This window comes from Pseudomonas sp. NY15356, from assembly GCF_048068175.1.
Classification (GTDB): domain Bacteria; phylum Pseudomonadota; class Gammaproteobacteria; order Pseudomonadales; family Pseudomonadaceae; genus Aquipseudomonas; species Aquipseudomonas putida_K.
In genome coordinates, this window is the sequence record NZ_JBLUPW010000001.1 from 371,113 (window position 1) to 392,521 (window position 21,409).

Consider the following 21,409-nt stretch of genomic DNA (forward strand, 5'->3'; position numbering starts at 1 on the left):
GAGTCTGAAGCGTTTCAGCCAGGACTGCAAGAGTGGGCTTGTGGCCGGCAGTCTGGGACAGAAAAGCCTGCCGCGCTCAGGCGCAGCAGGCTCTGCAAGTCGGGAATCGCTTTGCAACTGGGCGGCGGGATGTTGCCGCCCGGAAGGTATCAGCGGGCCGCCGCCAGCTCTTGTTGGACGCTGCCGACGGTACGAGGCCAAGGTTTACCAGCCTGGACCTTGGCTGGCAAGTTCTTGATTGCCGCAACCGCTGCATCGCGATTGGCGAAATTACCGTAGGTGACCACGTACAGCGGCTTGCCCTGCAGGGTTTTCTTGAAGTAGCGATAGTCGCCACCCTGGGCCTTGACGAAGGCTTGGGCCGACGCCTCGGAGCTGGTCCCCAGGATCTGCACCACGTAGTTGCCGGCTTTCTGGCCGGTGTACCAGCTGCTGTTGCCCGAACCGCCCGCGGCAGGTTTGGCCGCAGGCTTGGCCGTGGCCACCTGGGTCGGTGCCGGAGCAGGCTTGGCAGGTGCAACCGGCTTGGCCGGCTGGGTGGCAACAGGCTTGGGCGCCGGCGCAACCGGCTGCGCGGGCGCCGTGGCGATGGTCTGGGGCGCAGCATTGGTCACAGGCTGCGCTGGAGCCGGTGCAGGGCCAGCAGGCACGCCCTGCGGCGGCGCGGTCGTGGTCACGGTCGGTGGCGTCGCGGGTTGCAGCGCGGTGTCGCCAGCCGGGCTGCCTTCCTCGCCGTCACCCATCCCGGCCGCCTGGGCCAGCGGCTCACGCATCACCGGCTGCGATTGACCAACCAGCGGCAGCGGCATGGGCTGCGATGAGCCGGAGAACTCGATGGCCGGCTGGCCTTCGCCCAGAGGCAGCTGGGCCTGGGCGGCCGGCGCCTCGGCGGGTTTGTCGCTCTTCTTGGGCATCAGCACCGCCGCGGCAACCGCGACCACGACGACAGCGGACAGCGCTAGCACATGTTTCTTAGGCATATTGAACCCCATGGATGGTCGCTTGGCCGTACTGCGGCTGGCGATCATGGCTTCGATCAAGGTATCGCGGGCAACCTGGTTGATCGTTCCAGGCCAGCCGTCCGAGTTTTCATGGATGTCGACGATCTGTTCGCGGGTGAACACCTCGATGCCTCGGCCCGCGCCATCCAGGCGCTGCTCCAGGTACTCGCGGGTCTCCTCCTCACTGTACGGGGCAAGCTCGATGACATGGAACCGCTCGCCACCGGCATCGAGCCCTTCCAGGCCAGCGATCAACGACGGCTCGCCGAACAGGAATACGTGCGGACGCCCTTCAGGAACGCCGGCCGCCAACTCCAGCAACGCTTGGAGTGCCGACTCGTCCAGTTGTTCCGCATCGTCCACCAGCAAATAGACTTCCTGGCCGGTCAGTGCCAATTGCACCACCTGAGCAAGAATGGCCTGGACCTCGGCATGGGCCACGTCGAGCGCCTGGGCCACCTGGCCGAGCACGCTGGCCGCATCGCCCGCGCCGCGAGCAGACACCACTACGCTCTGCACCGACTGCTTGTTGGTGCTGGCCACCAGGGCCTGGCGCAGCAGGGTCTTGCCGCTGCCCATGGGGCCGGTGACCACCAGCATCAGCTGGCTGTAGCGTGCCAGGTGATGGAGCTGGCCCAGCACCGGCTTGCGCTGGGCGGGGAAGAACTTGAAGCCGGGCACCCGAGGTGCGAACGGGTCATGGCTCAACTGGTAGTGGTCGAGAAACGCCTCATCGGCATGCAAACTGGTCATCGCGCTGTCACAACCTCAAAGCTGGGCCACGATCGCGCGGTAGTCCGCCGCCAGCGTGGCTTGAAGAATCTCTTTCGGATAGTCGTCGGTCACCACGGCCTCGCCCATCTGGCGCAGCAGCACCAGGCGCAAGCGACCGTCGAGCACCTTCTTGTCGACCGCCATGTGCTCCATGAAATGCGCTGGGGTCATTTCCTCGGGCGGCACCACCGGCAGGCCTGCAGCCTGCAGCAGGCGAATGCCACGGTCCCGCGCGGGCTGGTCGATCCAGCCCAGGCGCATGGACATCTCCAGGGCCATCACGGTACCAGCGGCCACCGCCTCTCCATGCAGCCAGATGCCATAGCCCATGTGGGTCTCGATGGCATGGCCGAAGGTGTGGCCGAGGTTCAGGGTCGCCCGCACGCCGGACTCGCGCTCGTCGGCACCGACCACGGCCGCCTTGGCGGCGCAGGAGCGGCGGATGGCCTCGGTCAGGGCGGCAGGCTCCAGCGCGCGCAAGGCCCCCATGTGTTCTTCGAGCCAGGTCAGGAATGGCTCGTCGCAGATCAGGCCGTACTTGATCACTTCCGCCAGGCCCGCCGACAGCTCGCGCTCGGGCAGGGTCTTGAGGCTAGTGGTGTCGATCAGGACCGCATTGGGCTGGTAGAACGCGCCGACCATGTTCTTGCCCAGCGGGTGGTTGATGCCGGTCTTGCCGCCTACCGACGAGTCCACCTGGGACAACAGGGTGGTCGGCACCTGGATGAAGTCGACGCCGCGCTGGTAGCAGGCGGCGGCGAAACCAGCCATGTCGCCGATCACGCCACCGCCCAGGGCTACCACGGTGGTGCGGCGGTCGTGGCGCGCAGTGAGCAGGGCATCGAAGATCAGTTGCAGGGTTTGCCAGTTCTTGTGGGCCTCGCCATCGGGCAGCACCACCGGCAGCACCGAATAGGCACCGAGGGTTCGGCTCAGGCGCTCGAGATACAGGGGCGCGACGGTTTCGTTGGAAACGATGGCGACCTGCCGCCCGGCAATGTGCGGTGCCAGCAGTTCGGGCTGGTCCAGCAGGCCTTCGCCAATGTAGATCGGGTAGCTGCGTTCGCCCAGGTCGACCTTTAGTGTCTGCATGTATCCCCACAATGTACTAGGGCGCGGCATCGTCCAGGCGACACCGCGCGGTAACGTTCAACCCGCCTCGGCGTTGGTCGCCGAGCATAGTCCCGGCTTACCGGGGCGGCAACTTCTCCAGGCGCTCGAGAATGTCGAGCACCACCATGCGCGGCGGCCGTTCGTCGGTTTCCACCACCAGGTCGGCAATCTCTCGGTACAGCGGGTCCCGGGTTTCCAACAGGGCGCGCAGGGTCGCCTCGGGGTTGGCCGTGCGCAATAAAGGGCGGTTGCGGTCGCGGGCGGTACGCCCGACCTGCTGCTCCACCGAGGCGTGCAGGTAGATCACCCGCCCGCCGTCGTGCAGGGCCTTGCGGTTGGCCTCGCGCATCACTGCACCGCCACCGGTTGCCAGGACCACGCCATCGAGGGCGCAAAGCTCGGCGATCATGGCCTGCTCACGGTCACGAAAACCCGGCTCGCCTTCCTTGTCGAAGATCCACGGGATATTGGCGCCGGTTCGCAGCTCGATTTCCTTGTCGGAATCCTTGAACAGCAGGCGCAGCTCTTTGGCCAAAAGGCGTCCGATGGTGCTTTTACCAGCGCCCATGGGCCCCACAAGTATCAAATTTCGCACAGAATCAACGACTCACAGCAATCGCCTGGTCACTCATGATACGCGGAGTCAGGAAGACCAGCAGCTCGGATTTTTTCTCTTGTAATGCATCGCGTCGAAACAGCCGCCCAACATACGGCAGATCGCCTAAAAATGGCACCTTGTCGACCACTTTGTTTTGCGTGGTCGAGTAGACGCCACCGATGACGATGGTCTGGCCATCGGCCACCCGGACCTTGGCGTTGACCTCGTTCTTGCGGATCGGCGGTACGTTGTTCAGTGCATTGACGTAGTCAGGCTCGTCCTTGGTCACCCTCACCGCCATGATCACCTTGCCGTCCGGCGTGATCTGCGGCGTGACCTCCAATGAAAGCGATGCTTCGCGAAACGAGATGGAGGTGGCGCCGCTCTTGCTGGTTTCCTGGTAGGGGACCTCCGTACCCTTGAGGATCCGCGCCGTTTCCTTGTCCGCCGTGACCACCTTCGGCTGGGAGATGATCTCGCCGTTACCGCTCTTCTCCATGGCACTGAGTTCCAGGTCCAGCAACGTGCCCCCACGTAGCAGGCCCAGCCCGACACCCGAACTGGCCCGCTCCACGCCCAGATCGACGAACAGATCCTTGCCCAGGCGAGCCTCCTCGCCCTGCAGCGGCGCGCCCCATTTCACCCCCAGGCTCTTTTCATAGTCGACATTGGCCTCGACGATACGCGCCTCGATCAGCACCTGGCGCACCGGCACGTCCAACTGCGCCACCAACTGTCGCAGTTCGGCCAGCCGATCGGCAGGCTGGTAGACCACCAACGTGTTGGTGCGGGCGTCCACGCTCAGGCTGCCGCGCCCGGTGAGGATGCCATCGTCGGCCAGCGCAGCCAGCAACAGCTCGGCCAGGTCCGCAGCCTTGGCGTGGTGAATCGGCAGCAATGCCCGACGCATGGGCTGCTGTTGCGCCTCCAGCGCCTGCCCCAAGCGTGCTTCGCGAAATTGCTCGGCCAACTCGGCTGCCGGTGCCACCAGCAGTACATTGCCCTCCTCACGTCGGGCCAAGCCCTTGCTGCGCAGCACAAGGTCAAGGGCCTGCTCCCAGGGAACCCCCTCCAGGCGCAGGGTCAGGTTGCCTTGCACGGTGTCGCTGGCCACCAGGTTGACACCGGCAAAGTCGGCGAGCACCTGCAGCGCCGCACGTACCTCTATGTCCTGGAAGTTCAGCGAGAGCGGCTCATCCCGACTGCCCAGCGCCATGCTGGCCTGGCCCGTCAGGAGTATCGCCAGCATCCATTTCCCCAGCCCGTTCACGCTCATCCATGACCTCATTACCCACCTGCTTCCTTAGCCTCAGGTATGCCGTCCGCTCGTGCCAGGCACCTGCGACGAACACACGCTCACGCACTTCGACCTGTTGGTCGCTCACCGCCACGACAATGCCCTGGTCCCGGCCCAGCCTGTCACCCTCGCCCACCCGGTAAAGGCGACCCGCAGCCTGGAGCAACGCCTGGTTTCGCCCATTGCGCGACAGGCTCCCCACCATTTCCACCTGTGCAAGCGCAACCCCGGCCAAGCCTCGAGGTGGCTTTTGCATCGACCACGGCGCGAACAGATCCACGCTGGCAGGCTGGGCAACAGACCGCGCCGGCTCATGGGCCAACGAAGCCGGCGCTGCCAGGGCCTCTGCGGGATGGTACGACTCGACCTGCAAGCTCAGACGCCGCACACCCGGCCGACCTTGCACACCGGTCAATTCCAGACGCGTAGGCCGCAACAGGCGAACTTGATCCAGCCACGCCTGCAGCCAAGATCGCAAGGCCGGATAGGTGCCAATGACCTGGATCTCGAGCGGCACCACCCGGTACCCCAGCCCGGCGCCCTCAGGCAACACATCGAGCTGCTCGAACACCAATCCCAAGGCGTGCCCCGAGCTGGCCAACCCGTCCAACAGGTCACTCATGTCCTCCCCTGCCGAAAGTCGCCAGCGCGCGTCGAGCAACTGACGCTGCAGGTCGGCCAGCGCCTCGGTGGCCGGCTGCAGCTGACGAGCGGCCTGGGCCTTGCGCTCGTGCACCAGGCGCAAGTCATCGGCTGAGGTCTCGCCGTGCTGCAAGGCCCGATGGCTTTCCCGCAGGAAAAGGAGCCACCCGAGGAGAAATACCGCCAGCATGAGCAGCCCAGGGGCAACCACCATGACGACCCGTGAACGACCAACCCACTCCGACCACTGCGCCGCGCCCAGCCCTTTCATGACCAGGTTGCCGATAGGCGCGCGACCAACAGGAACTCGTCTCCGGCAGGCAGGTTGCGAAGCCGTTTCAACTCCAAGCCTTGCAATACCGAGGCCTGCGTCAAGTCACGCATGAACTGGGCAAGCACCGCTGGAGAGGCGGTCAGCCCCAACAGCCGAACCTCGTCATCCTTGAGTTGCAGCTCGCTCAGGTGCAATCCGTCAGGTATTACCCGTTCGAGCTCCAGCAGCATTGTCACGAACGCACCCTGGCCGGACCTCAAGCGCGCCAGCGCACGGGTTTGCCCTTCGATGCTCAGGCGCTGCTCACGTAGCGCCTCGATACGCGCCAGGGCCTGCTCTACCGGCTGCAAGGCTGCTTGCCTGGCGGTGGCCGCCAAGGCTTGTTGCTGCAGGCGCTGGCGTGCCAGGTGGTCCAACAGCATCACGCCACCGAGCGCGAACAGCAGACAGACGACCAGCGCCGTCTTGAACCGCCGCACAGCAGCCAGGCGGCGATGCTCGCGCCAGGGCAACAGGTTCAGGCGCACCCTCATCGGGCATCCCCCATCGCCAGGCCCAACGCCAGCACCAGGCTTGGTTCGCACCGGGTAAACGGCTGGAATACCGTGCAGGGCATGCCCAACTGCTCGGACAAGGCATCGACCCAACCTTCGTCGGCGGCGACCAGAAGAGGCTTGCACAGGGCCAACGACAAGGCACTGCGTAACCACTGCGCGACACGCTCGGCAGCCAGTGAACGATCCTCCGAGGCGAGCAGCCGCAGCGTCGTCCGCTGGGGCAGACCAGGCTCCGGCCAGCCATGCAGCACCGCACAGTCCGGCTCGATCCGAAGCAATGCCGGCGAACCGTCGCCTGCTGGCAGGGTCCGCGCCAGGGCAATGCTGTCGACCTCCACTGCCACGGGCTGCAGCCCGGCGCTGCCGAGCACCTCTTCCAATGGTGCGAGAGACTGCTGGCGGCACGCCCCCACCAGCACGCGGGCTTCACCGGCCTGGCCAGCCGCAGGCTCCAGTTCCTGGAAATCCAGCGCCAGGTCCTGCAAGGGGAAGGGAAACAGGCGCTCGGCCTCCACCAGCAGTTGTGCCTCCATCTCGGCTTCGGACAAACCCGCAGGCAACCTACAGACCTTGCAGATCACCTCCGAGGCCGGCAGGGCGACTGCCGCCTGGCGTTGCCGGCTACCGCTGCGATGCCAGGCGCGCCGCAGCGCACCGGCCACCACATCGGGGCGGGTAGCCCACCCGCCCTCCGGCGATTCGAAAGGTTCCAGCGCCCAGGCCCCGACCGAACGACGCCCGTGACGCCCTTGCAATTGAAGGATTCGAACGGAATCGGAGGCAATTTCCACCCCCAGCAGTGAACCGGCATCCCTGCCGAAGCGTCCAAGCATGGCGTTTTCCTGACAGTTCGTCGCAATACCGCGCCACCGGAGCCGACCGCCCAGGCCGGCCGGTCACCCCGGCAAAGCGAAAAATGCTTATAATGCCCAGCGTTTTTTCCTGTCCGCCGGACCGCGTGCAATCCACTCCCAACCTGGACACCCAAAAGCCTTGATACGTCTGCTGAAGTTCTTCTGGTGGTCTTTCGTCGCAGTCATCTGCGCGCTCGTACTCGGTGTGAGCGGTGCGTTTCTGTATCTTAGCCCCAGCCTCCCCTCGGTCGAGTCCCTCAGAAGCATCCAGTTGCAGATCCCCTTGAGGGTATACAGCAGCGACGGCAAGCTGATTGCCGAGTTTGGCGAAATGCGCCGCTCGCCGATCCGCTTCGCGGACATCCCCCCACAATTCATCCAGGCACTTCTGTCAGCCGAGGACGACAACTTCCTCAACCACTACGGGGTCGATCCGAGCAGCCTGATGCGTGCCGCGACCCAGCTGGTGAAGTCCGGCCACATCCAGACTGGCGGCAGCACCATCACCATGCAGGTGGCGAAGAACTACTTCCTCACCAGCGAACGCAGCTTCTCGCGCAAGACCAACGAGATCCTCCTGGCCCTGCAGATCGAACGCGAGCTGACCAAGGACGAGATCCTCGAGCTGTACGTCAACAAGATCTACCTGGGCAACCGCGCCTACGGCATCGAGGCTGCGGCACAGGTGTACTACGGCAAGTCGATCCGTGACGTCAGCCTGGCGCAGATGGCCATGATCGCCGGCCTGCCCAAGGCCCCTTCGCGCTTCAACCCGCTGGCCAACCCGGCGCGCGCCAAGGAGCGTCGCGACTGGATCCTGGGGCGCATGTACAAGCTCGGCAAGATCGACCAGGCTAGCTACGAAGCCGCCCTGGCCGAGCCGCTCAATGCCAGCTATCACGTACCGACGCCGGAAGTGAACGCGCCCTACATCGCCGAGATGGCCCGCGCCGAAATGGTCGGCCGCTATGGCAGCGAGGCCTACACCGAAGGTTTCCGCGTCACCACCACGGTGCCGAGCGACATGCAGGAAATGGCCAACAAGGCCGTGCTCAACGGCTTGTCCGCCTATGATGAACGCCACGGCTACCGAGGCCCGGAGGCGCGCTTCCCGGGCAAGACCCTCGAAGCCTGGCAGCAGGAGCTGGGTAAGCAGCGCATCCTGGGCGGCCTGGAACCGGCCATCGTCACCCAGGTGCAGGCTGACGGCCTGCAGGTGCTGACCCGCGGTGGCCAGCAGGAACATGTCGCCTGGGACACCATGAAGTGGGCCCGCCCGTTCATCAACAGCAATGCCCAGGGCCGCTCCCCGCAGTCGCCGAAGGACGTAGCCCAGGTCGGCGACCTGATCCGCATCCAGCGCCTGGAAGACGGCAAGCTCAAGTTCAGCCAGGTCCCCGGCGCGCAGAGCGCCCTGGTCACCCTCGACCCGTACAGCGGCGCCATCCGCGCCCTGGTCGGCGGCTTCTCGTTCGAACAGAGCAACTACAACCGCGCGATGCAGGCCAAGCGCCAGCCGGGCTCGAGCTTCAAGCCATTCGTCTACAGTGCCGCACTCGACAGCGGCTATACGGCGGCCAGCCTGGTCAACGACGCACCGATCGTGTTCGTCGATGAGTACCTGGACAAGGTCTGGCGCCCGAAGAACGACACCAACACCTTCCTCGGCCCGATCCGCATGCGCGAGGCGCTGTACAAGTCGCGCAACCTGGTCTCGATCCGTCTGCTGCAATCGATGGGTGTAGGCAAGACCATCGACTACATCACCAAGTTCGGCTTCAACAAGCAGGACCTGCCGCCGAACCTGTCCCTGGCCCTGGGTACCGCGACTCTCACCCCGATGGAGATCGCCACTGGCTGGAGCACCTTCGCCAACGGCGGCTACAAGATCAGCCCGTACCTGATCGAGCGCATCGAGAGCCGTAACGGCGAGACCCTGTTCACCGCCAACCCGGCCCGGGTCCCACAAGGCGACCAGGACCAGGCCGGCATCGCCGCACCGGAACAACCGATCAGCACCGCCGCCCTGCCCGGCGAAGCGCCCGTGGTCGCCGGCCAGGCTACGCCACAGCTACAGATACCAGCGGTAGCCGAACGCATCATCGATGGGCGTACCACCTACATCCTCACCAGCATGCTCCAGGACGTGATCAAGCGCGGTACCGGCCGCCGTGCCTTGGCCCTGGGTCGCAGCGACCTGGCAGGCAAGACCGGCACCACCAACGAATCCAAGGACGCCTGGTTCACCGGCTACAACGCCGACTATGTCACCACCGTATGGGTCGGCTTCGACCAGCCGGAAACCCTGGGCCGACGCGAGTATGGCGGCACCGCGGCGCTGCCGATCTGGATGAGCTTCATGGGCGCGGCACTCAAGGACAAACCCGAGCACGCGCCCGCCGAGCCGGAGGGCATCCTCAGCCTGCGGGTCGACCCGGTCAGCGGCCGCGCGGCCACACCGAGCACGCCGAACGCCTATTTCGAGCTGTTCAAGGCCGAGGATTCGCCGCCTTCGGTGGACGAGCTGGGCAATGGCGCTATCCCCGGCAGCCCGCTGCCGGCGGACGAAACCGCGCCGATGGATCTGTTCTAGCAGGCGCGACGTCCACTTTCAGGAGATTGCCCCTGCGGGAGCGACTCTCTTGAGTTGCCTGCTCCGGCCCTATCGCTGGCAAGCCAGCTCCCACAGGTACGGCGGTGTCTCTGAAAACAGCGCAGGGCAGGTAGGAGCCCCAAACGAAAAAGCCCCGACTCTCACGAGCCGGGGCTTTTTCATGGCGCTACGGCCTGGATCAGCCGTTGAACACGTCGTTCACGCTCTGCAGCGGGTAGTGCTTCGGATACGGCAGGGTAGCTACGCCGGACTCGATGGCAGCCTTGGCCACGGCGTCGGAGACGACGGTGATCAGGCGTGGGTCCATCGGCTTCGGAATGATGTACTCACGACCGAATTCCAGGGCCTGTACGCCGTAGGCGTCGCACACTTCCTTCGGCACCGGCAGCTTGGCCAGGTCCTTCAGGGCGATGGCGGCAGCGATCTTCATTTCTTCGTTGATGCGCTTGGCGCGAACGTCCAGGGCACCACGGAAGATGAACGGGAAGCCCAGTACGTTGTTGACCTGGTTCGGGTAGTCGGAACGACCAGTGGCCATGATCACGTCGTTGCGGGTGGCGTGGGCCAGTTCCGGGGCGATTTCCGGGTCCGGGTTCGAGCAGGCGAACACGATCGGGTTGGCCGCCATGGACTTCAGACCTTCGGCGCTCAGCAGATTCGGGCCGGACAGACCGACGAACACGTCGGCACCTTCCAGGGCGTCAGCCAGGGTGCGCTTGTCGGTGGCGTGGGCGAACTGCGCCTTGTATTGGTTCAGGTCGTCGCGGCCGGCGTGGATGACGCCAGTACGGTCGATCATGAAGATGTTCTCGACCTTGGCACCCATGCTGACCAGCAGCTTCATGCAGGAGATGGCGGCAGCGCCGGCACCCAGGCAGACGATCTTGGCGTCTTCGAGCTTCTTGCCGGCGATTTCCAGGGCGTTGATCATGCCGGCCGCGGTGACGATCGCGGTACCGTGCTGGTCATCGTGGAAGACCGGGATGTCGCACTGCTCGATCAGGGTGCGCTCGATCTCGAAGCACTCTGGCGCCTTGATGTCTTCCAGGTTGATGCCACCGAAGGTGATGGAGATGCGCTTGACGGTGTCGATGAAGGCCTGCGGGCTTTCCGAGTCGACTTCGATGTCGAATACGTCGATACCGGCGAAACGCTTGAACAGAACACCCTTGCCTTCCATGACCGGCTTGGAGGCCAGCGGGCCCAGGTCGCCGAGGCCGAGGATGGCGGTACCATCGGAAATCACCGCGACCAGGTTGCCCTTGCCGGTGTACTTGTAGGCCAGCTCTGGGTCACGGCCAATCTCGCGCACCGGCTCGGCGACGCCCGGGCTGTAGGCCAGGGCCAGGTCACGAGCGGTTGCGGTTGGCTTGGTGAGTTCGACGCTCAGTTTCCCCGGGCGAGGCTGAGCGTGATATTCGAGAGCGGCGGTTTTCAGGTCTGACATGGTGGGCATTCCGCTTGTTTACTGTTCTGACGGACCGCCGAGGATACGCAAAGAGCCGGGGGGCTACAAGACTGCCCGGTCACTTGTGTCAAGGCCTTTAGCCTACGACTTTACGCTATAACCCACGGGGCATACGCCATCAAGTGTGTACAATCTAATAGCGAAATGTCTACAACTATTTAACCTGAAACACGCTCCAACATGCTCGGATCGGTCAATGGCAACAACCAACGCCGCTGCCCCGGCTTCAGGCCGCCCTTGCGGGAACGATCCAGCACCCAGCCACGCGCCTCGACCTGGCGTCCCTTGAGGTTATCGAAGAACCTTGCCGGGAAGTTGCGTTGCAGACGAGCGGGAACCTGCAGCACCACTTGCTCGCCAAGATCGAGCCAGACGCCGCCACGATTGCGCTCGATGCCCTGGACTTTGCCGCTGATGATGGCGAACCCAGACTGTCGCACATCGCCGTCACGCAGCACCGGCGATTGCCGCCAGAGCCCGGTTCGGGCTGCCCTGGCCGCTTGCTCGGCTTGCTGCTGGCAGGAAGCGAGGGTGACGTTGGGCGCCACCGCGACCCGATAGCCCAACCCCTCGCTGAGCAATACCGCCTCGAGATTGTCGCCATTGCGACCGTAGATATGCGCCAAGGTGCGCCCGTACTTGTCTTTCGACTCCACGCCCGGCACCAGGCCGACGCGCCCGTCGCTGGCATTCACCAAAGCTTGCAGGCGGCGCTTGGCAGCCTCGGCATAGGGTTCGCTGGAGCGCCCCTTGCGGCCGATTTCCGGTGCGTTGAGCCCGATCATGCGAACGCTGCGCCCATCGCTCAGGCGCAAGGTGTCGCCATCGACCACCTGGCGCACCGCCACTTGCTGCGGTTTGTCGGGGAGGGGGCAGTAGGCCAGAGCGGGGAGGTGCCAGATCGCGCCCACAAAAAAAGCGCCCACAAGGGGCGCCTTTTTCTGCAGCAGCGCGAAACCCGATGGGTTCGCCATACGCATGATTACTTCTTGGTACCGAACATACCGAAGCGATCGGCGAACTTCTGTACGCGACCACCGGTGTCCAGGACCTTCTGCTTGCCAGTGTAGAACGGGTGGCACTGGGAGCAGACGTCGATCGACAGAGGCTTGGCCAGGGTCGAACGGGTCTCGAACTTGTTGCCGCAGCTGCAGGTGACTGCAACTACTTCGTAATTCGGGTGAATTTCTGGTTTCATCGTCACTTCCTCGAGCTGCGTGCCGCCACCCAACACCAATTGTTGAATACCGCACGTAATTAGGCGGCGAATAATACCAGAGCATCACGCCAACGCAAGGTGTCGCGATCACCGACTGTCGTCTGCTAGTCTCGGCGGATTCCGAAATGCCCTCCAGAGACCTTCCGCGTGTCCGACGTCATCCTGCGCCTTGCCCTGCCCTCGCCCCTGCGTCGCCTGTTCGACTACCGGGCCCCGGCCAGCATGGCCCGCCAGGCGCTGGTGCCAGGCATGCGCATCCGCGTGCCGTTCGGGCGCCGGGAGATGATCGGCGTGCTGGTGGAAGTCTGCGACAAGAGCGAAGTCCCGGCAGACAAGCTCAAGCCTGCCAGCGCCCTGCTCGACCCGGTCTCGCCCCTGCCCGCCGCGCTGTTCAAGCTGTGCCTGTGGACCTCGCAGTATTACCAGCACAGCCTGGGCGACACCCTGAACTGGGCCCTGCCGACCCTGCTGCGCCAGGGCGAGCCGGCCGAGATGCGTCAGGAGCGCTTCTGGCACGTGGCGCCCGGCGCCCGCCTGGAAGACCCGCGCATCGCCCGTGCACCACGCCAGCGCGAAGCCCTCAAGACGTTGTCGCAACACCCCCACGGTGTCGCCCACAGCCTGTTGGCCAAGCTGGGCCTGAACAAAGACAGCCTGGATCTGTTGCTGGCCAAGGAACTGGTCCAGGTGGAAATACGCCGCCACCTGCCCCAGGCTCGTCACGAACACTGGTTGGCACAGCCGGAACTGCCTCTTAACGAGGAGCAGCTGGCTGCCTTCGATGCCGTGCGCTCGGGCTTCGGCGCCTTCCACGCCTTCCTCCTGGCCGGCGTGACGGGCAGCGGCAAGACCGAGGTCTACCTGCAGCTGATCCGTGAAACCCTGGAAGCGGGCAAGCAAGCATTGATCCTGATCCCCGAGATCAACCTGGGTCCACAGACCCTGGCGCGTTTCGAGCAGCGTTTCAATGCCCGCATCGCCCTGCTGCACTCGGCGGTAGGCGACCGTGAGCGCCTCGATGCCTGGCTGGCGGCCCGCGATGGCGAGGCCGACATCATCATCGGCACGCGCTCGGCGCTGTTCACGCCCATGAAGAATCCGGGCCTGATCATCATCGATGAGGAGCACGACGGTTCCTATAAGCAGCAAGAAGGCCTGCGCTACCACGCCCGGGACCTGGCCGTGGTTCGTGCCCACCAGGAAAACATCCCGATCCTGCTCGGCTCCGCCACGCCCTCGCTGGAGAGCCTGCACAACGCCCACAGCGGGCGCTACGGCCTGCTGCGCATGAACCAGCGCGCCGGCGGCGCACGTGCCCCTCGCTTCCTGCGCCTGGATGTGCGCAGCCTGCCCCTGGACAGCGGCATCAGCGGCCCGCTGCAGCAAGCCATCCGCCAGACTCTGGAAGCCGGCCAGCAAGTGCTGGTATTCCTCAACCGCCGCGGCTTCGCCCCGACGCTGCTGTGCCATGACTGCGGCTGGCTGAGCGAATGCCCACGCTGCGATGCGCGGATGACTGTACACCAACGCTCCGGCGTGCTGCGCTGCCACCATTGCGGCCACGACGAGCGCTTGCCGCACCAGTGCCCGCAGTGTGCCCATGTCGACCTGCGCCCGGTGGGCGCGGGCACTGAGCGGGCCGAGGAGCGCCTGAAAACGCTGTTCCCCGACTACCCTGTCCTGCGCGTCGACCGCGACAGCACCTCGCGCAAGGACGCCATGCACAACCTGTTCACCACCATCCAGCGCGGCCAGCCCAGCATCCTGGTCGGGACGCAGATGCTGGCCAAGGGACACCACTTCCCCCGGGTGACGCTGGTGGCCATCCTCGACGCCGATGGCGGCCTGTTCTCCGGCGATTTCCGCGCCAGCGAGCGCATGGCCCAGCTGATTGTCCAGGTGGCCGGCCGCGCCGGGCGGGCCGAGGAGCCAGGCAAGGTGATCATCCAGACCCACCTGGCCGAGCACCCCTTGCTGGTGCAGCTGACCGAGCAGGGCTACTTCGCCTTCGCCGAACAGGCCCTGAGCGAACGTCGGGCTGCAGGCCTGCCCCCTTTCGCCCATTTGGCCTTGCTGCGCGCCGAGGCGCACAAGCCGGGCCAGGCGGAGGGCTTTCTCGACGAGGCCTGCGCCGCGGCCGAACGCCTGCTGGCCGAGCAGAACCTGCACGGTATCGAGCTGCTCGGCCCGGTACCGGCGCCCATGGAGCGCCGAGCCGGGCGCTTCCGCGCGCAATTATTGCTCCAGGCCAATGCCCGGGCGCCTTTGCATCGACTGATCAGCGCCTGGTTGCTAGTGTTGGAGCACATGCCGTCAGGGCGCCAGGTACGCTGGTCGCTGGACGTGGACCCGGTCGACCTGTACTGAACCGATCGCCCTATCGCCGGCAAGCCGGCTCCCACCTGCCCTGCACTGTTTCAGAGACAACGCCGTACCTGTAGTCGGCGATAGGGCCGGACCATGCAGCACCAAAGGTTGGCAACACGCCCCCAGGAACGGATAATGCCCAGTTTTTCCACCTGCGCATCGAAGCGCCCCACCGCGCTTGCGGTCGAAAAGAGAACGCCATGAAAGACACCATTCGCCAGCTGATCCAGCAAGCCCTCACCCAACTCGTCTCCGACGGCGTGCTGCCTGAAGGGCTGACGCCGGCGATCCAGGTGGAAAATGCCCGGGACAAGACCCACGGCGATTTCGCCAGCAACATCGCCATGATGCTGGCCAAGCCCGCCGGCATGAAGCCACGCGACCTGGCCGAAAAACTCATCGATGCCCTGCCGGCCAGCGACGACATCACCAAGGTCGAGATCGCAGGCCCAGGCTTCCTTAACTTCTTCCAGAACACCCTGGCGCTGGCCAACCGCCTGGACGCCGCCCTGGCCGACGATCACTTGGGCGTGCGCAAGGTCGGCCCGAGCGAGAAGGTGGTGATCGACCTGTCGGCACCGAACCTGGCCAAAGAAATGCACGTCGGCCATCTGCGCTCGACCATCATCGGCGACAGCGTCGCCCGGGTCCTGGAGTTCCTCGGCGACCAGGTGATCCGCCAGAACCACGTGGGCGACTGGGGCACCCAGTTCGGCATGCTGTTGGCCTACCTGGAAGAGAACCCGATCACCAGCGACGAACTGTCGGACCTGGAGAACTTCTACCGCGCAGCCAAGAAGCGCTTCGACGAGTCCGAAGCGTTCGCCACCCGCGCCCGTGGCCTGGTGGTCAAGCTGCAGGCCGGCGACCCCGAGTGCATGGCCCTGTGGACCCGCTTCAAGGACATCTCCCTGTCCCACTGCCAGAAGACCTACGAGCTGCTCAATGTCAAACTGACCATGGCCGATGTGATGGGCGAAAGCGCCTACAACGCCGACCTGGCCAATGTCGTGGCCGACCTCAAGGCCAAGGGCCTGCTGGTCGAGGACCAGGGCGCCCAGTGCGTATTCCTCGACGAATTCAAGAATGCCGAAGGCGAGCCGCTGCCGGTGATCGTGCAGAAGGCCGACGGTGGCTACCTCTATGCCACCACCGACCTTGCCGCCGTACGCTACCGCAGCAATGTGCTCAAGGCCGATCGTGCCCTGTACTTCGTCGACCAGCGCCAGGCCCTGCATTTCAACCAGGTATTCGAAGTCGCCCGCCGCGCAGGTTTCGTCGGCCACCCGATGCAGATGGAGCACATGGGCTTCGGCACCATGAACGGCGCCGACGGCCGCCCGTTCAAGACCCGCGACGGCGGCACCGTGAAGCTGATCGACCTGCTCACAGAGGCCAAGGAACGCGCCTATACCCTGGTCAAGGACAAGAACCCGAGCCTGTCCGAGGACGAACTGCGCCGCATCGGTGAAGTGGTCGGCATCGGCGCAGTGAAGTACGCAGACCTGTCCAAGCACCGCACCAGCGACTACAGCTTCAACTTCGAGCTGATGCTCAATTTCGACGGCAACACCGCGCCGTACCTGCTGTACGCCTACACCCGCGTGGCCAGTGTGTTCCGCAAGCTGGGCAAGGGCTTTGACGAAGTCGAGGGCAAGATCACCCTGCAGGCTGCCCACGAGCAGGACCTGGCCGCGCGCCTGGCGCAGTTCGGCGAAGTGCTCAACAACGTGGCCGAGAAGGGCACCCCACACGTGCTGTGCAGCTACCTGTACGACATCGCCGGCCTGTTCTCCAGCTTCTACGAAAACTGCCCGATCCTCGCCGCCGAGACCGCCGAGCAGCAACAGAGCCGTCTGCGCCTGGCCGCCCTGACCGGTCGGACCCTCAAGCAGGGCCTGGAACTGCTCGGCCTGGAAACCCTGGAGCGCATGTAAGTTGGCTGCCAAGAAAAAACCCGCACCCAAGCGTGGCGCCAGCCGTAACCAGGCACCGGCCAAACAGCCGATCCCGGGCTGGATCTGGCTGGCGGTCGGCCTGACCGTCGGCGCCTTCATCGTCTTCCTGATGAAGCTCGAGCCTGGCGGCGACGACATCAAGCGCACCAAGCCCGAGCAGCAGAAGCCGGCGAAGGTCGCCGAAGCCGGTAAAGGCAACGCACCTGCGCAGCAGCAGCCGGTCAAGCCCAAGTACGACTTCTATACGCTGCTGCCGGAGTCGGAGGTCATCGTGCCGCCCGAAGCCGTGCCGGAAAAAACTCCACCGGTGCCGGCGCAACCGGTCAAGCCGGTCACGCCGGCGGAAGCGGCGAAGATCGACACCGCCCGCGCCCAGGCCGCCCTGATGGGGCAGACACCTCCGCCTGCGCCCCCGGTGATCAAGCCGGCAGCGACCACGCAGTTCTTCCTCCAGGCCGGCTCGTTCCGCAAGCAGGCCGATGCCGACAAGGTCCGGGCACAGATCATCCTGCTCGGCCAGTCGGTCAAGGTGGAGTCGGGGACGGTGAAGGACGAGACCTGGTACCGCGTACTGGTCGGCCCGTTCAGCAACCGTGAACAGCTGACCGGGGCACAGAAGCAACTGGCCGGGGCAGGCTTTGGCAACCTGCTGTTGCAGCAACGACAGACCCGCCAGTAAACAAAAGAAGGCCTTGCCGCCCCACGCGACAAGGCCTTTTTTCTGTCAGCGGCGTTCGGCGTTGACCTGGGAAATCTGGCTGTTGAGGGTCCAGAAGTCATACAGCACGCCCACCAGGAACAGGCCACCGGTGAGCAGGTAGATCAAGGCGCTGATCCACTTGCCCTGGTAAAGGCGATGCGCACCGAAGATCCCCAGGAAGGTCAGGAGGATCCATGCCAGGTTGTAGTCCACCCGCCCTGGCTGGAAGCGCATGTCCGCCTCACGGTCCATCGATGGAATCAGGAACAGGTCGATCAGCCAGCCAATGCCGAACAGGCCCAAGGTGAAGAACCAGAGGGTGCCTGTGATCGGCTTGCCGTAGTAGAAGCGGTGCGAGCCGGTGAAGCCGAATATCCACAAGAGATAACCCAGGACCTTGCTGTGGGTGTCGTGCAACGGCGCCCCCTGTTGATAACCATTCATGCTTGTCCTCCTTGGGTTAGTGAAAAATTTTCTAAGGAAGTTTGTGACTTTTTCCTTGGAAGCCGACGTATGGTACCCGCGCAATCGACCAACGGAACGAAAAACCCACCGTAGGTGTTATAGAGTTGCGCGCCATACAGCCAACACATACCTAAAAGAGTTTCAACTATGCCGCCTTTGTTCAAGACATGGCTGACCCTCTGCCTTCTGTTACCCCTGGCCGCCCACGCCACCAACCGTGAGCAACGTCTTCCCAACGGGTTTACCGGCTACACCACCAACGCCAGTAGCACCGTAAAGCGCACGCCGATCAAGCAGACCAGCTTGCGCGCTCGCCCGAGCAACGCCGCCAAGATCTCCAGCCAACTGCCTGTGGCCATGATGTCGGCCAAGCAGAGCAGCAATGTGCTCAGCCGTGCCGTCAATGTACTCGGTACGCCCTACCGGTGGGGCGGCAGCAGCCCGAGCAAGGGCTTCGACTGCAGCGGGCTGGTCAAGTACGCCTTCACCGATGTCGCCGACGTCGACCTGCCGCGTACCTCCAATGCCATGGCCCGCGGGCATGGCGTCAAGGTGGCCAAGAGCGACCTCAAGCCAGGCGACCTGATCTTCTTCAACATCAAGAGCCGCCGGGTCAATCACGTGGCCATCTACCTGGGCAACGACCGCTTCATCCATGCGCCGCGTACTGGCAAGCGGGTGAGCATCGATACCCTGAGCAAGCCGTACTGGCAACGGCATTACGTGGTGGCCAAGCGGGTGTTGCCCAAAGAACAGACGCTGGCCCTGGCCAAGCGCTGAACTTAAATCGCCTGCTGTTCAGGTAGGCCTTGAGACGGGTGCTTGCCGTAAGATCGAGCGCCGCCCGCGCGGCGCATCGCGAGCTGCGCTCGCTCCTACGGGCACCGAAGCGCTTTAAGATCACCCTTCCTCAATAATCTGGCCCCGCAACGCCTGCAACGCCATCTCCATCGTCTTCATCCCCACCGCCGCCCCGGTCTGCATCACGGACTGCAACTGCGCCATCCGCCCCTCGCGGATCAGGTTGCGCACCGCAGGCGTCGCCACCAGCACTTCCCGTGCAGCCACCCGGCCACCGCCCACACGCTTGACCAGCACCTGCGCCACCACCAGGCGCAACGACTCCGCCAGCATCGCCCGTACCAGCGCCTTTTCTTCTGCGGCAAACACCTCCACCAACCGGTCGATGCTGTTCACCGCCGACCGGGTATGCACCGTCGCTAGCACCAAGTGGCCGGTTTCCGCCGCGCGCAAGGCCAGGCGAATGCTCTCCAGGTCACGCAATTCACCGATCACGATCACATCCGGGTCCTGACGCAAGGCGCTGCGCAGGCCCTGGGCGAAATCCCGGCAGTCGCGGCCAATCTCACGCTGGCTGACCAGGCTGCGCTGGCTGCTGTGGATAAGTTCAACAGGGTCTTCGAGCGTGATGATGTGCAAGGCGTGCGTGTGGTTGAGCTGGTCGACCAGGGCCGCCACGGTGGACGACTTGCCGCTGCCGGTCGGCCCGCCGACCAGCACCAGGCCGTCGCGCCACTGCGCAACAGGCTGAAACACTTCCTCCAGGCCCAGCTCATCCACGGTCGGCACGCGGCTGGGTAGCAAGCGCAGGCTCGCCCCGGGCCCATTGCGTTGGCGGTACAGGTTCAAGCGGATACGCACAGGGCCCGGCAGCGTCACGGCCAGGTCCAGCTCATCGCCACTCGCCCATTGGCGCCGCTGTGCTTGGTCCAGCAGCGGCGCCAATGCATCCTCGAGGGCGCAGGCCGCCAGGGGCGGTAGGTCCAGGCGCTGCAGCTGGCCATCCAGGCGCAGCATGGGAATTTCGCCCGCGGCCAGGTGCAGGTCAGACGCCCCCACAGCCTTGGCCCGGGCCAGCAGGTCGGTCACATCCATGAGACTCCCCAAAGGCCATCAAGCAGGTAGAATGCCGCAGACCACAGAGCCGTCGGCATCGATTCCATGTCCACCATAGCAGACAACCTTTCCGCCCTCGCCGCTCGCATCGACAGCGCAGCACAGGCCGCCGGACGCGATCCGGCCAGCGTCCAGCTGCTGGCGGTGAGCAAGACCAAACCGGCCAGCGCCATCCGCGAAATCCACGCTGCAGGTGTGCGCGATGTCGGCGAGAACTACCTCCAGGAGGCCCTGGCCAAGCAGGTCGCGCTCGATGACCTGCCCTTGATCTGGCACTTCATCGGCCCCATCCAGTCGAACAAGACCAAAGCCATTGCCGAGCATTTCGACTGGGTACATTCCGTGGACCGCCTGAAGATCGCCCAACGCCTGTCCGAACAACGCCCCGAGGGCCTGGCGCCGCTGAACATCTGCCTGCAGGTGAATGTCAGCGGCGAGGACAGCAAGTCCGGCTGCGCCCCCGCCGAGCTGCCCGCGCTGGCCCGGGCCGTGGCAGCCCTGCCCCGGCTCCGCCTGCGTGGCCTGATGGCGATTCCCGAGCCCACCGATGACCGCGCCGCCCAGGAGGCCGCCTTCGCCAGCCTGCGCCAGTTGCAGGAAGGCCTTGGCCTGGGCCTGGACACCTTGTCCATGGGCATGAGCCACGATCTCGAGGCCGCCATCGCCCAGGGAGCGACTTGGGTACGTATCGGCACCGCCCTGTTCGGGGCGCGCGATTACGGCGCCGCCTGAATCCATGCTTTACTCACTCTTTCCCTCAAGGACCTGACATGAGCAAGACACGAATTGCCTTTATCGGCGCCGGCAACATGGCCGCCAGCCTGATCGGCGGCCTGCGTGCCCAGGGCCTGGATGCCGCGCAGATCCGCGCCAGCGACCCGGGCGCCGAGACCCGGGCGCGGATCAGCGCCGAGCATGGCATCGAAGCCTTCGAAGACAACGCCCAGGCCATTACCGGCGCAGACGTGATCGTCCTGTCGGTCAAGCCACAGGTCATGAAGGCCGTGTGCCAAGCCCTGCAGCCATACCTCGCCCCAGGCCAGCTGATCGTTTCCATCGCTGCCGGCATCACCTGCGCCAGCCTCCAGGCCTGGCTCGGCGCTCGCCCGGTGGTGCGCTGCATGCCCAATACCCCGGCCCTGCTGCGCCAGGGCGCCAGCGGCCTGTACGCCACCGTCGAAGTCTCGGCCGAGCAGCGCCAGCAGGCCGAGCAATTGCTGTCTGCCGTGGGCACCGTGCTGTGGCTGGAGCAGGAGCAGCAGCTCGATGCCGTCACCGCCGTTTCCGGCAGCGGCCCGGCCTACTTCTTCCTGCTGATCGAGGCCATGACCGCCGCCGGCGAGAAGCTCGGCCTGCCGCGCGAAACCGCCTCCCAGCTGACCTTGAAGACCGCCCTGGGCGCCGCGCACATGGCCGCAGCCAGCGACGTCGACGCCGCCGAACTGCGCCGCCGCGTGACCTCGCCGGCCGGCACCACGGAGGCTGCGATCAAGTCGTTCCAAGGCAATGGCTTCGAGGCCATCGTCGAGCAGGCCCTGGAGGCCGCAGCAAAACGTTCCGCCGAACTGGCCGAGCAACTGGGCAAATAAGG

The 21,409-nt window shown here is 65.0% G+C and carries 19 protein-coding genes; 7 read left to right on the forward strand and 12 right to left on the reverse strand.

Features of this window, described 5'->3' with window-relative positions; all coding sequences use genetic code 11:
* Window positions 1–149: 149 nt before the first annotated feature.
* From ACNFCI_RS01675 to pilM, 7 genes are all read right to left on the reverse strand, one after another.
* Entirely contained in the window at window positions 150–1,754 is a 1,605-nt protein-coding gene (locus ACNFCI_RS01675) for an AAA family ATPase (RefSeq protein ID WP_084853845.1), read from the reverse strand.
* Between the two features lie 15 nt (window positions 1,755–1,769).
* On the reverse strand, window positions 1,770–2,867 hold the full coding sequence (gene aroB, locus ACNFCI_RS01680; protein ID WP_084853844.1) for a 3-dehydroquinate synthase: 1,098 nt from the start codon (window positions 2,865–2,867) through the stop codon (window positions 1,770–1,772).
* Window positions 2,868–2,964: 97 nt separating this feature from the next.
* Window positions 2,965–3,483 carry a shikimate kinase AroK gene (gene aroK, locus ACNFCI_RS01685; RefSeq protein ID WP_084853842.1) on the reverse strand — a complete coding sequence of 173 codons (519 nt, stop codon included), beginning with the start codon at window positions 3,481–3,483 and terminating at the stop codon, window positions 2,965–2,967.
* A gap of 4 nt (window positions 3,484–3,487) precedes the next feature.
* Entirely contained in the window at window positions 3,488–4,774 is a 1,287-nt protein-coding gene (locus tag ACNFCI_RS01690; RefSeq protein ID WP_084853840.1) for a type IV pilus secretin PilQ, read from the reverse strand.
* On the reverse strand, window positions 4,680–5,696 hold the full coding sequence (locus tag ACNFCI_RS01695) for a pilus assembly protein PilP (RefSeq protein WP_368828821.1): 1,017 nt from the start codon (window positions 5,694–5,696) through the stop codon (window positions 4,680–4,682). The genes ACNFCI_RS01690 and ACNFCI_RS01695 overlap by 95 nt, the downstream gene beginning before the upstream one ends.
* On the reverse strand, window positions 5,693–6,232 hold the full coding sequence (locus tag ACNFCI_RS01700) for a PilN domain-containing protein (protein WP_368828820.1): 540 nt from the start codon (window positions 6,230–6,232) through the stop codon (window positions 5,693–5,695). The genes ACNFCI_RS01695 and ACNFCI_RS01700 overlap by 4 nt, the downstream gene beginning before the upstream one ends.
* Window positions 6,229–7,089: a type IV pilus biogenesis protein PilM gene (pilM, locus tag ACNFCI_RS01705; protein WP_368828819.1), complete on the reverse strand. Its 861-nt coding sequence runs from the start codon at window positions 7,087–7,089 to the stop codon at window positions 6,229–6,231. The genes ACNFCI_RS01700 and pilM overlap by 4 nt, the downstream gene beginning before the upstream one ends.
* A 163-nt stretch (window positions 7,090–7,252) precedes the next feature.
* On the opposite strand from pilM, the gene ACNFCI_RS01710 reads away from it, so the two are divergent.
* The gene (locus ACNFCI_RS01710) at window positions 7,253–9,703 is read left to right on the forward strand and encodes a penicillin-binding protein 1A (protein ID WP_416767358.1); all 2,451 of its coding nucleotides are present in this window, start codon (window positions 7,253–7,255) and stop codon (window positions 9,701–9,703) included.
* A gap of 199 nt (window positions 9,704–9,902) precedes the next feature.
* Here the strand turns inward: ACNFCI_RS01710 and ACNFCI_RS01715 are convergent, their stop codons facing one another.
* The 3 genes from ACNFCI_RS01715 to rpmE form a co-directional block, all read right to left on the reverse strand.
* Window positions 9,903–11,171, reverse strand: coding sequence for a malic enzyme-like NAD(P)-binding protein (locus tag ACNFCI_RS01715; protein WP_084853834.1), 1,269 nt, complete (start codon window positions 11,169–11,171; stop codon window positions 9,903–9,905).
* 179 nt (window positions 11,172–11,350) lie between these two features.
* Complete coding sequence (locus ACNFCI_RS01720) at window positions 11,351–12,172, reverse strand: thermonuclease family protein (protein ID WP_368828817.1); 822 nt, start codon at window positions 12,170–12,172, stop codon at window positions 11,351–11,353.
* Window positions 12,173–12,174: 2 nt separating this feature from the next.
* On the reverse strand, window positions 12,175–12,390 hold the full coding sequence (gene rpmE / locus ACNFCI_RS01725; protein ID WP_084853831.1) for a 50S ribosomal protein L31: 216 nt from the start codon (window positions 12,388–12,390) through the stop codon (window positions 12,175–12,177).
* A gap of 168 nt (window positions 12,391–12,558) precedes the next feature.
* On the opposite strand from rpmE, the gene ACNFCI_RS01730 reads away from it, so the two are divergent.
* From ACNFCI_RS01730 to ACNFCI_RS01740, 3 genes are all read left to right on the forward strand, one after another.
* Window positions 12,559–14,778, forward strand: a complete 2,220-nt coding sequence (locus ACNFCI_RS01730) for a primosomal protein N' (RefSeq protein WP_368828816.1) — start codon at window positions 12,559–12,561, stop codon at window positions 14,776–14,778.
* A gap of 200 nt (window positions 14,779–14,978) precedes the next feature.
* Entirely contained in the window at window positions 14,979–16,715 is a 1,737-nt protein-coding gene (gene argS, locus ACNFCI_RS01735) for an arginine--tRNA ligase (protein WP_368828815.1), read from the forward strand.
* A 1-nt stretch (window position 16,716) separates the two neighbouring features.
* The gene (locus ACNFCI_RS01740; protein WP_368828814.1) at window positions 16,717–17,415 is read left to right on the forward strand and encodes an SPOR domain-containing protein; all 699 of its coding nucleotides are present in this window, start codon (window positions 16,717–16,719) and stop codon (window positions 17,413–17,415) included.
* Window positions 17,416–17,460: 45 nt separating this feature from the next.
* Here ACNFCI_RS01740 and ACNFCI_RS01745 read toward each other — a convergent pair whose 3' ends face one another.
* On the reverse strand, window positions 17,461–17,880 hold the full coding sequence (locus tag ACNFCI_RS01745; RefSeq protein WP_084853824.1) for an NINE protein: 420 nt from the start codon (window positions 17,878–17,880) through the stop codon (window positions 17,461–17,463).
* A 168-nt stretch (window positions 17,881–18,048) separates the two neighbouring features.
* Here ACNFCI_RS01745 and ACNFCI_RS01750 point away from each other — a divergent pair, with 168 nt between their 5' ends.
* Entirely contained in the window at window positions 18,049–18,681 is a 633-nt protein-coding gene (locus ACNFCI_RS01750; RefSeq protein WP_368828813.1) for a C40 family peptidase, read from the forward strand.
* Between the two features lie 120 nt (window positions 18,682–18,801).
* Here the strand turns inward: ACNFCI_RS01750 and ACNFCI_RS01755 are convergent, their stop codons facing one another.
* A complete protein-coding gene (locus tag ACNFCI_RS01755) occupies window positions 18,802–19,797 on the reverse strand; it encodes a type IV pilus twitching motility protein PilT (RefSeq protein WP_368828812.1) in 996 nt (331 codons plus the stop codon).
* 66 nt (window positions 19,798–19,863) lie between these two features.
* Between ACNFCI_RS01755 and ACNFCI_RS01760 the strand changes: the two genes are divergently transcribed.
* Window positions 19,864–20,550 carry a YggS family pyridoxal phosphate-dependent enzyme gene (locus tag ACNFCI_RS01760; protein ID WP_368828811.1) on the forward strand — a complete coding sequence of 229 codons (687 nt, stop codon included), beginning with the start codon at window positions 19,864–19,866 and terminating at the stop codon, window positions 20,548–20,550.
* A 38-nt stretch (window positions 20,551–20,588) separates the two neighbouring features.
* Window positions 20,589–21,407: a pyrroline-5-carboxylate reductase gene (gene proC / locus ACNFCI_RS01765; RefSeq protein WP_368828810.1), complete on the forward strand. Its 819-nt coding sequence runs from the start codon at window positions 20,589–20,591 to the stop codon at window positions 21,405–21,407.
* The last annotated feature ends 2 nt before the right edge of the window (window positions 21,408–21,409 follow it).

Coding starts and splice junctions, on each gene's coding strand:
- ACNFCI_RS01675 (WP_084853845.1), bottom strand. CDS start 1,754: ATGACCAGTTTGCATGCCGATGAGGCGTTTCTCGACCACTACCAGTTG.
- aroB (WP_084853844.1), bottom strand. CDS start 2,867: ATGCAGACACTAAAGGTCGACCTGGGCGAACGCAGCTACCCGATCTAC.
- ACNFCI_RS01690 (WP_084853840.1), bottom strand. CDS start 4,774: ATGAGGTCATGGATGAGCGTGAACGGGCTGGGGAAATGGATGCTGGCG.
- ACNFCI_RS01695 (WP_368828821.1), bottom strand. CDS start 5,696: ATGAAAGGGCTGGGCGCGGCGCAGTGGTCGGAGTGGGTTGGTCGTTCA.
- ACNFCI_RS01700 (WP_368828820.1), bottom strand. CDS start 6,232: ATGAGGGTGCGCCTGAACCTGTTGCCCTGGCGCGAGCATCGCCGCCTG.
- pilM (WP_368828819.1), bottom strand. CDS start 7,089: ATGCTTGGACGCTTCGGCAGGGATGCCGGTTCACTGCTGGGGGTGGAA.
- ACNFCI_RS01715 (WP_084853834.1), bottom strand. CDS start 11,171: ATGTCAGACCTGAAAACCGCCGCTCTCGAATATCACGCTCAGCCTCGC.
- ACNFCI_RS01720 (WP_368828817.1), bottom strand. CDS start 12,172: ATGCGTATGGCGAACCCATCGGGTTTCGCGCTGCTGCAGAAAAAGGCG.
- rpmE (WP_084853831.1), bottom strand. CDS start 12,390: ATGAAACCAGAAATTCACCCGAATTACGAAGTAGTTGCAGTCACCTGC.
- argS (WP_368828815.1), top strand. CDS start 14,979: ATGAAAGACACCATTCGCCAGCTGATCCAGCAAGCCCTCACCCAACTC.
- ACNFCI_RS01745 (WP_084853824.1), bottom strand. CDS start 17,880: ATGAATGGTTATCAACAGGGGGCGCCGTTGCACGACACCCACAGCAAG.
- ACNFCI_RS01750 (WP_368828813.1), top strand. CDS start 18,049: ATGCCGCCTTTGTTCAAGACATGGCTGACCCTCTGCCTTCTGTTACCC.
- ACNFCI_RS01755 (WP_368828812.1), bottom strand. CDS start 19,797: ATGGATGTGACCGACCTGCTGGCCCGGGCCAAGGCTGTGGGGGCGTCT.
- ACNFCI_RS01760 (WP_368828811.1), top strand. CDS start 19,864: ATGTCCACCATAGCAGACAACCTTTCCGCCCTCGCCGCTCGCATCGAC.
- proC (WP_368828810.1), top strand. CDS start 20,589: ATGAGCAAGACACGAATTGCCTTTATCGGCGCCGGCAACATGGCCGCC.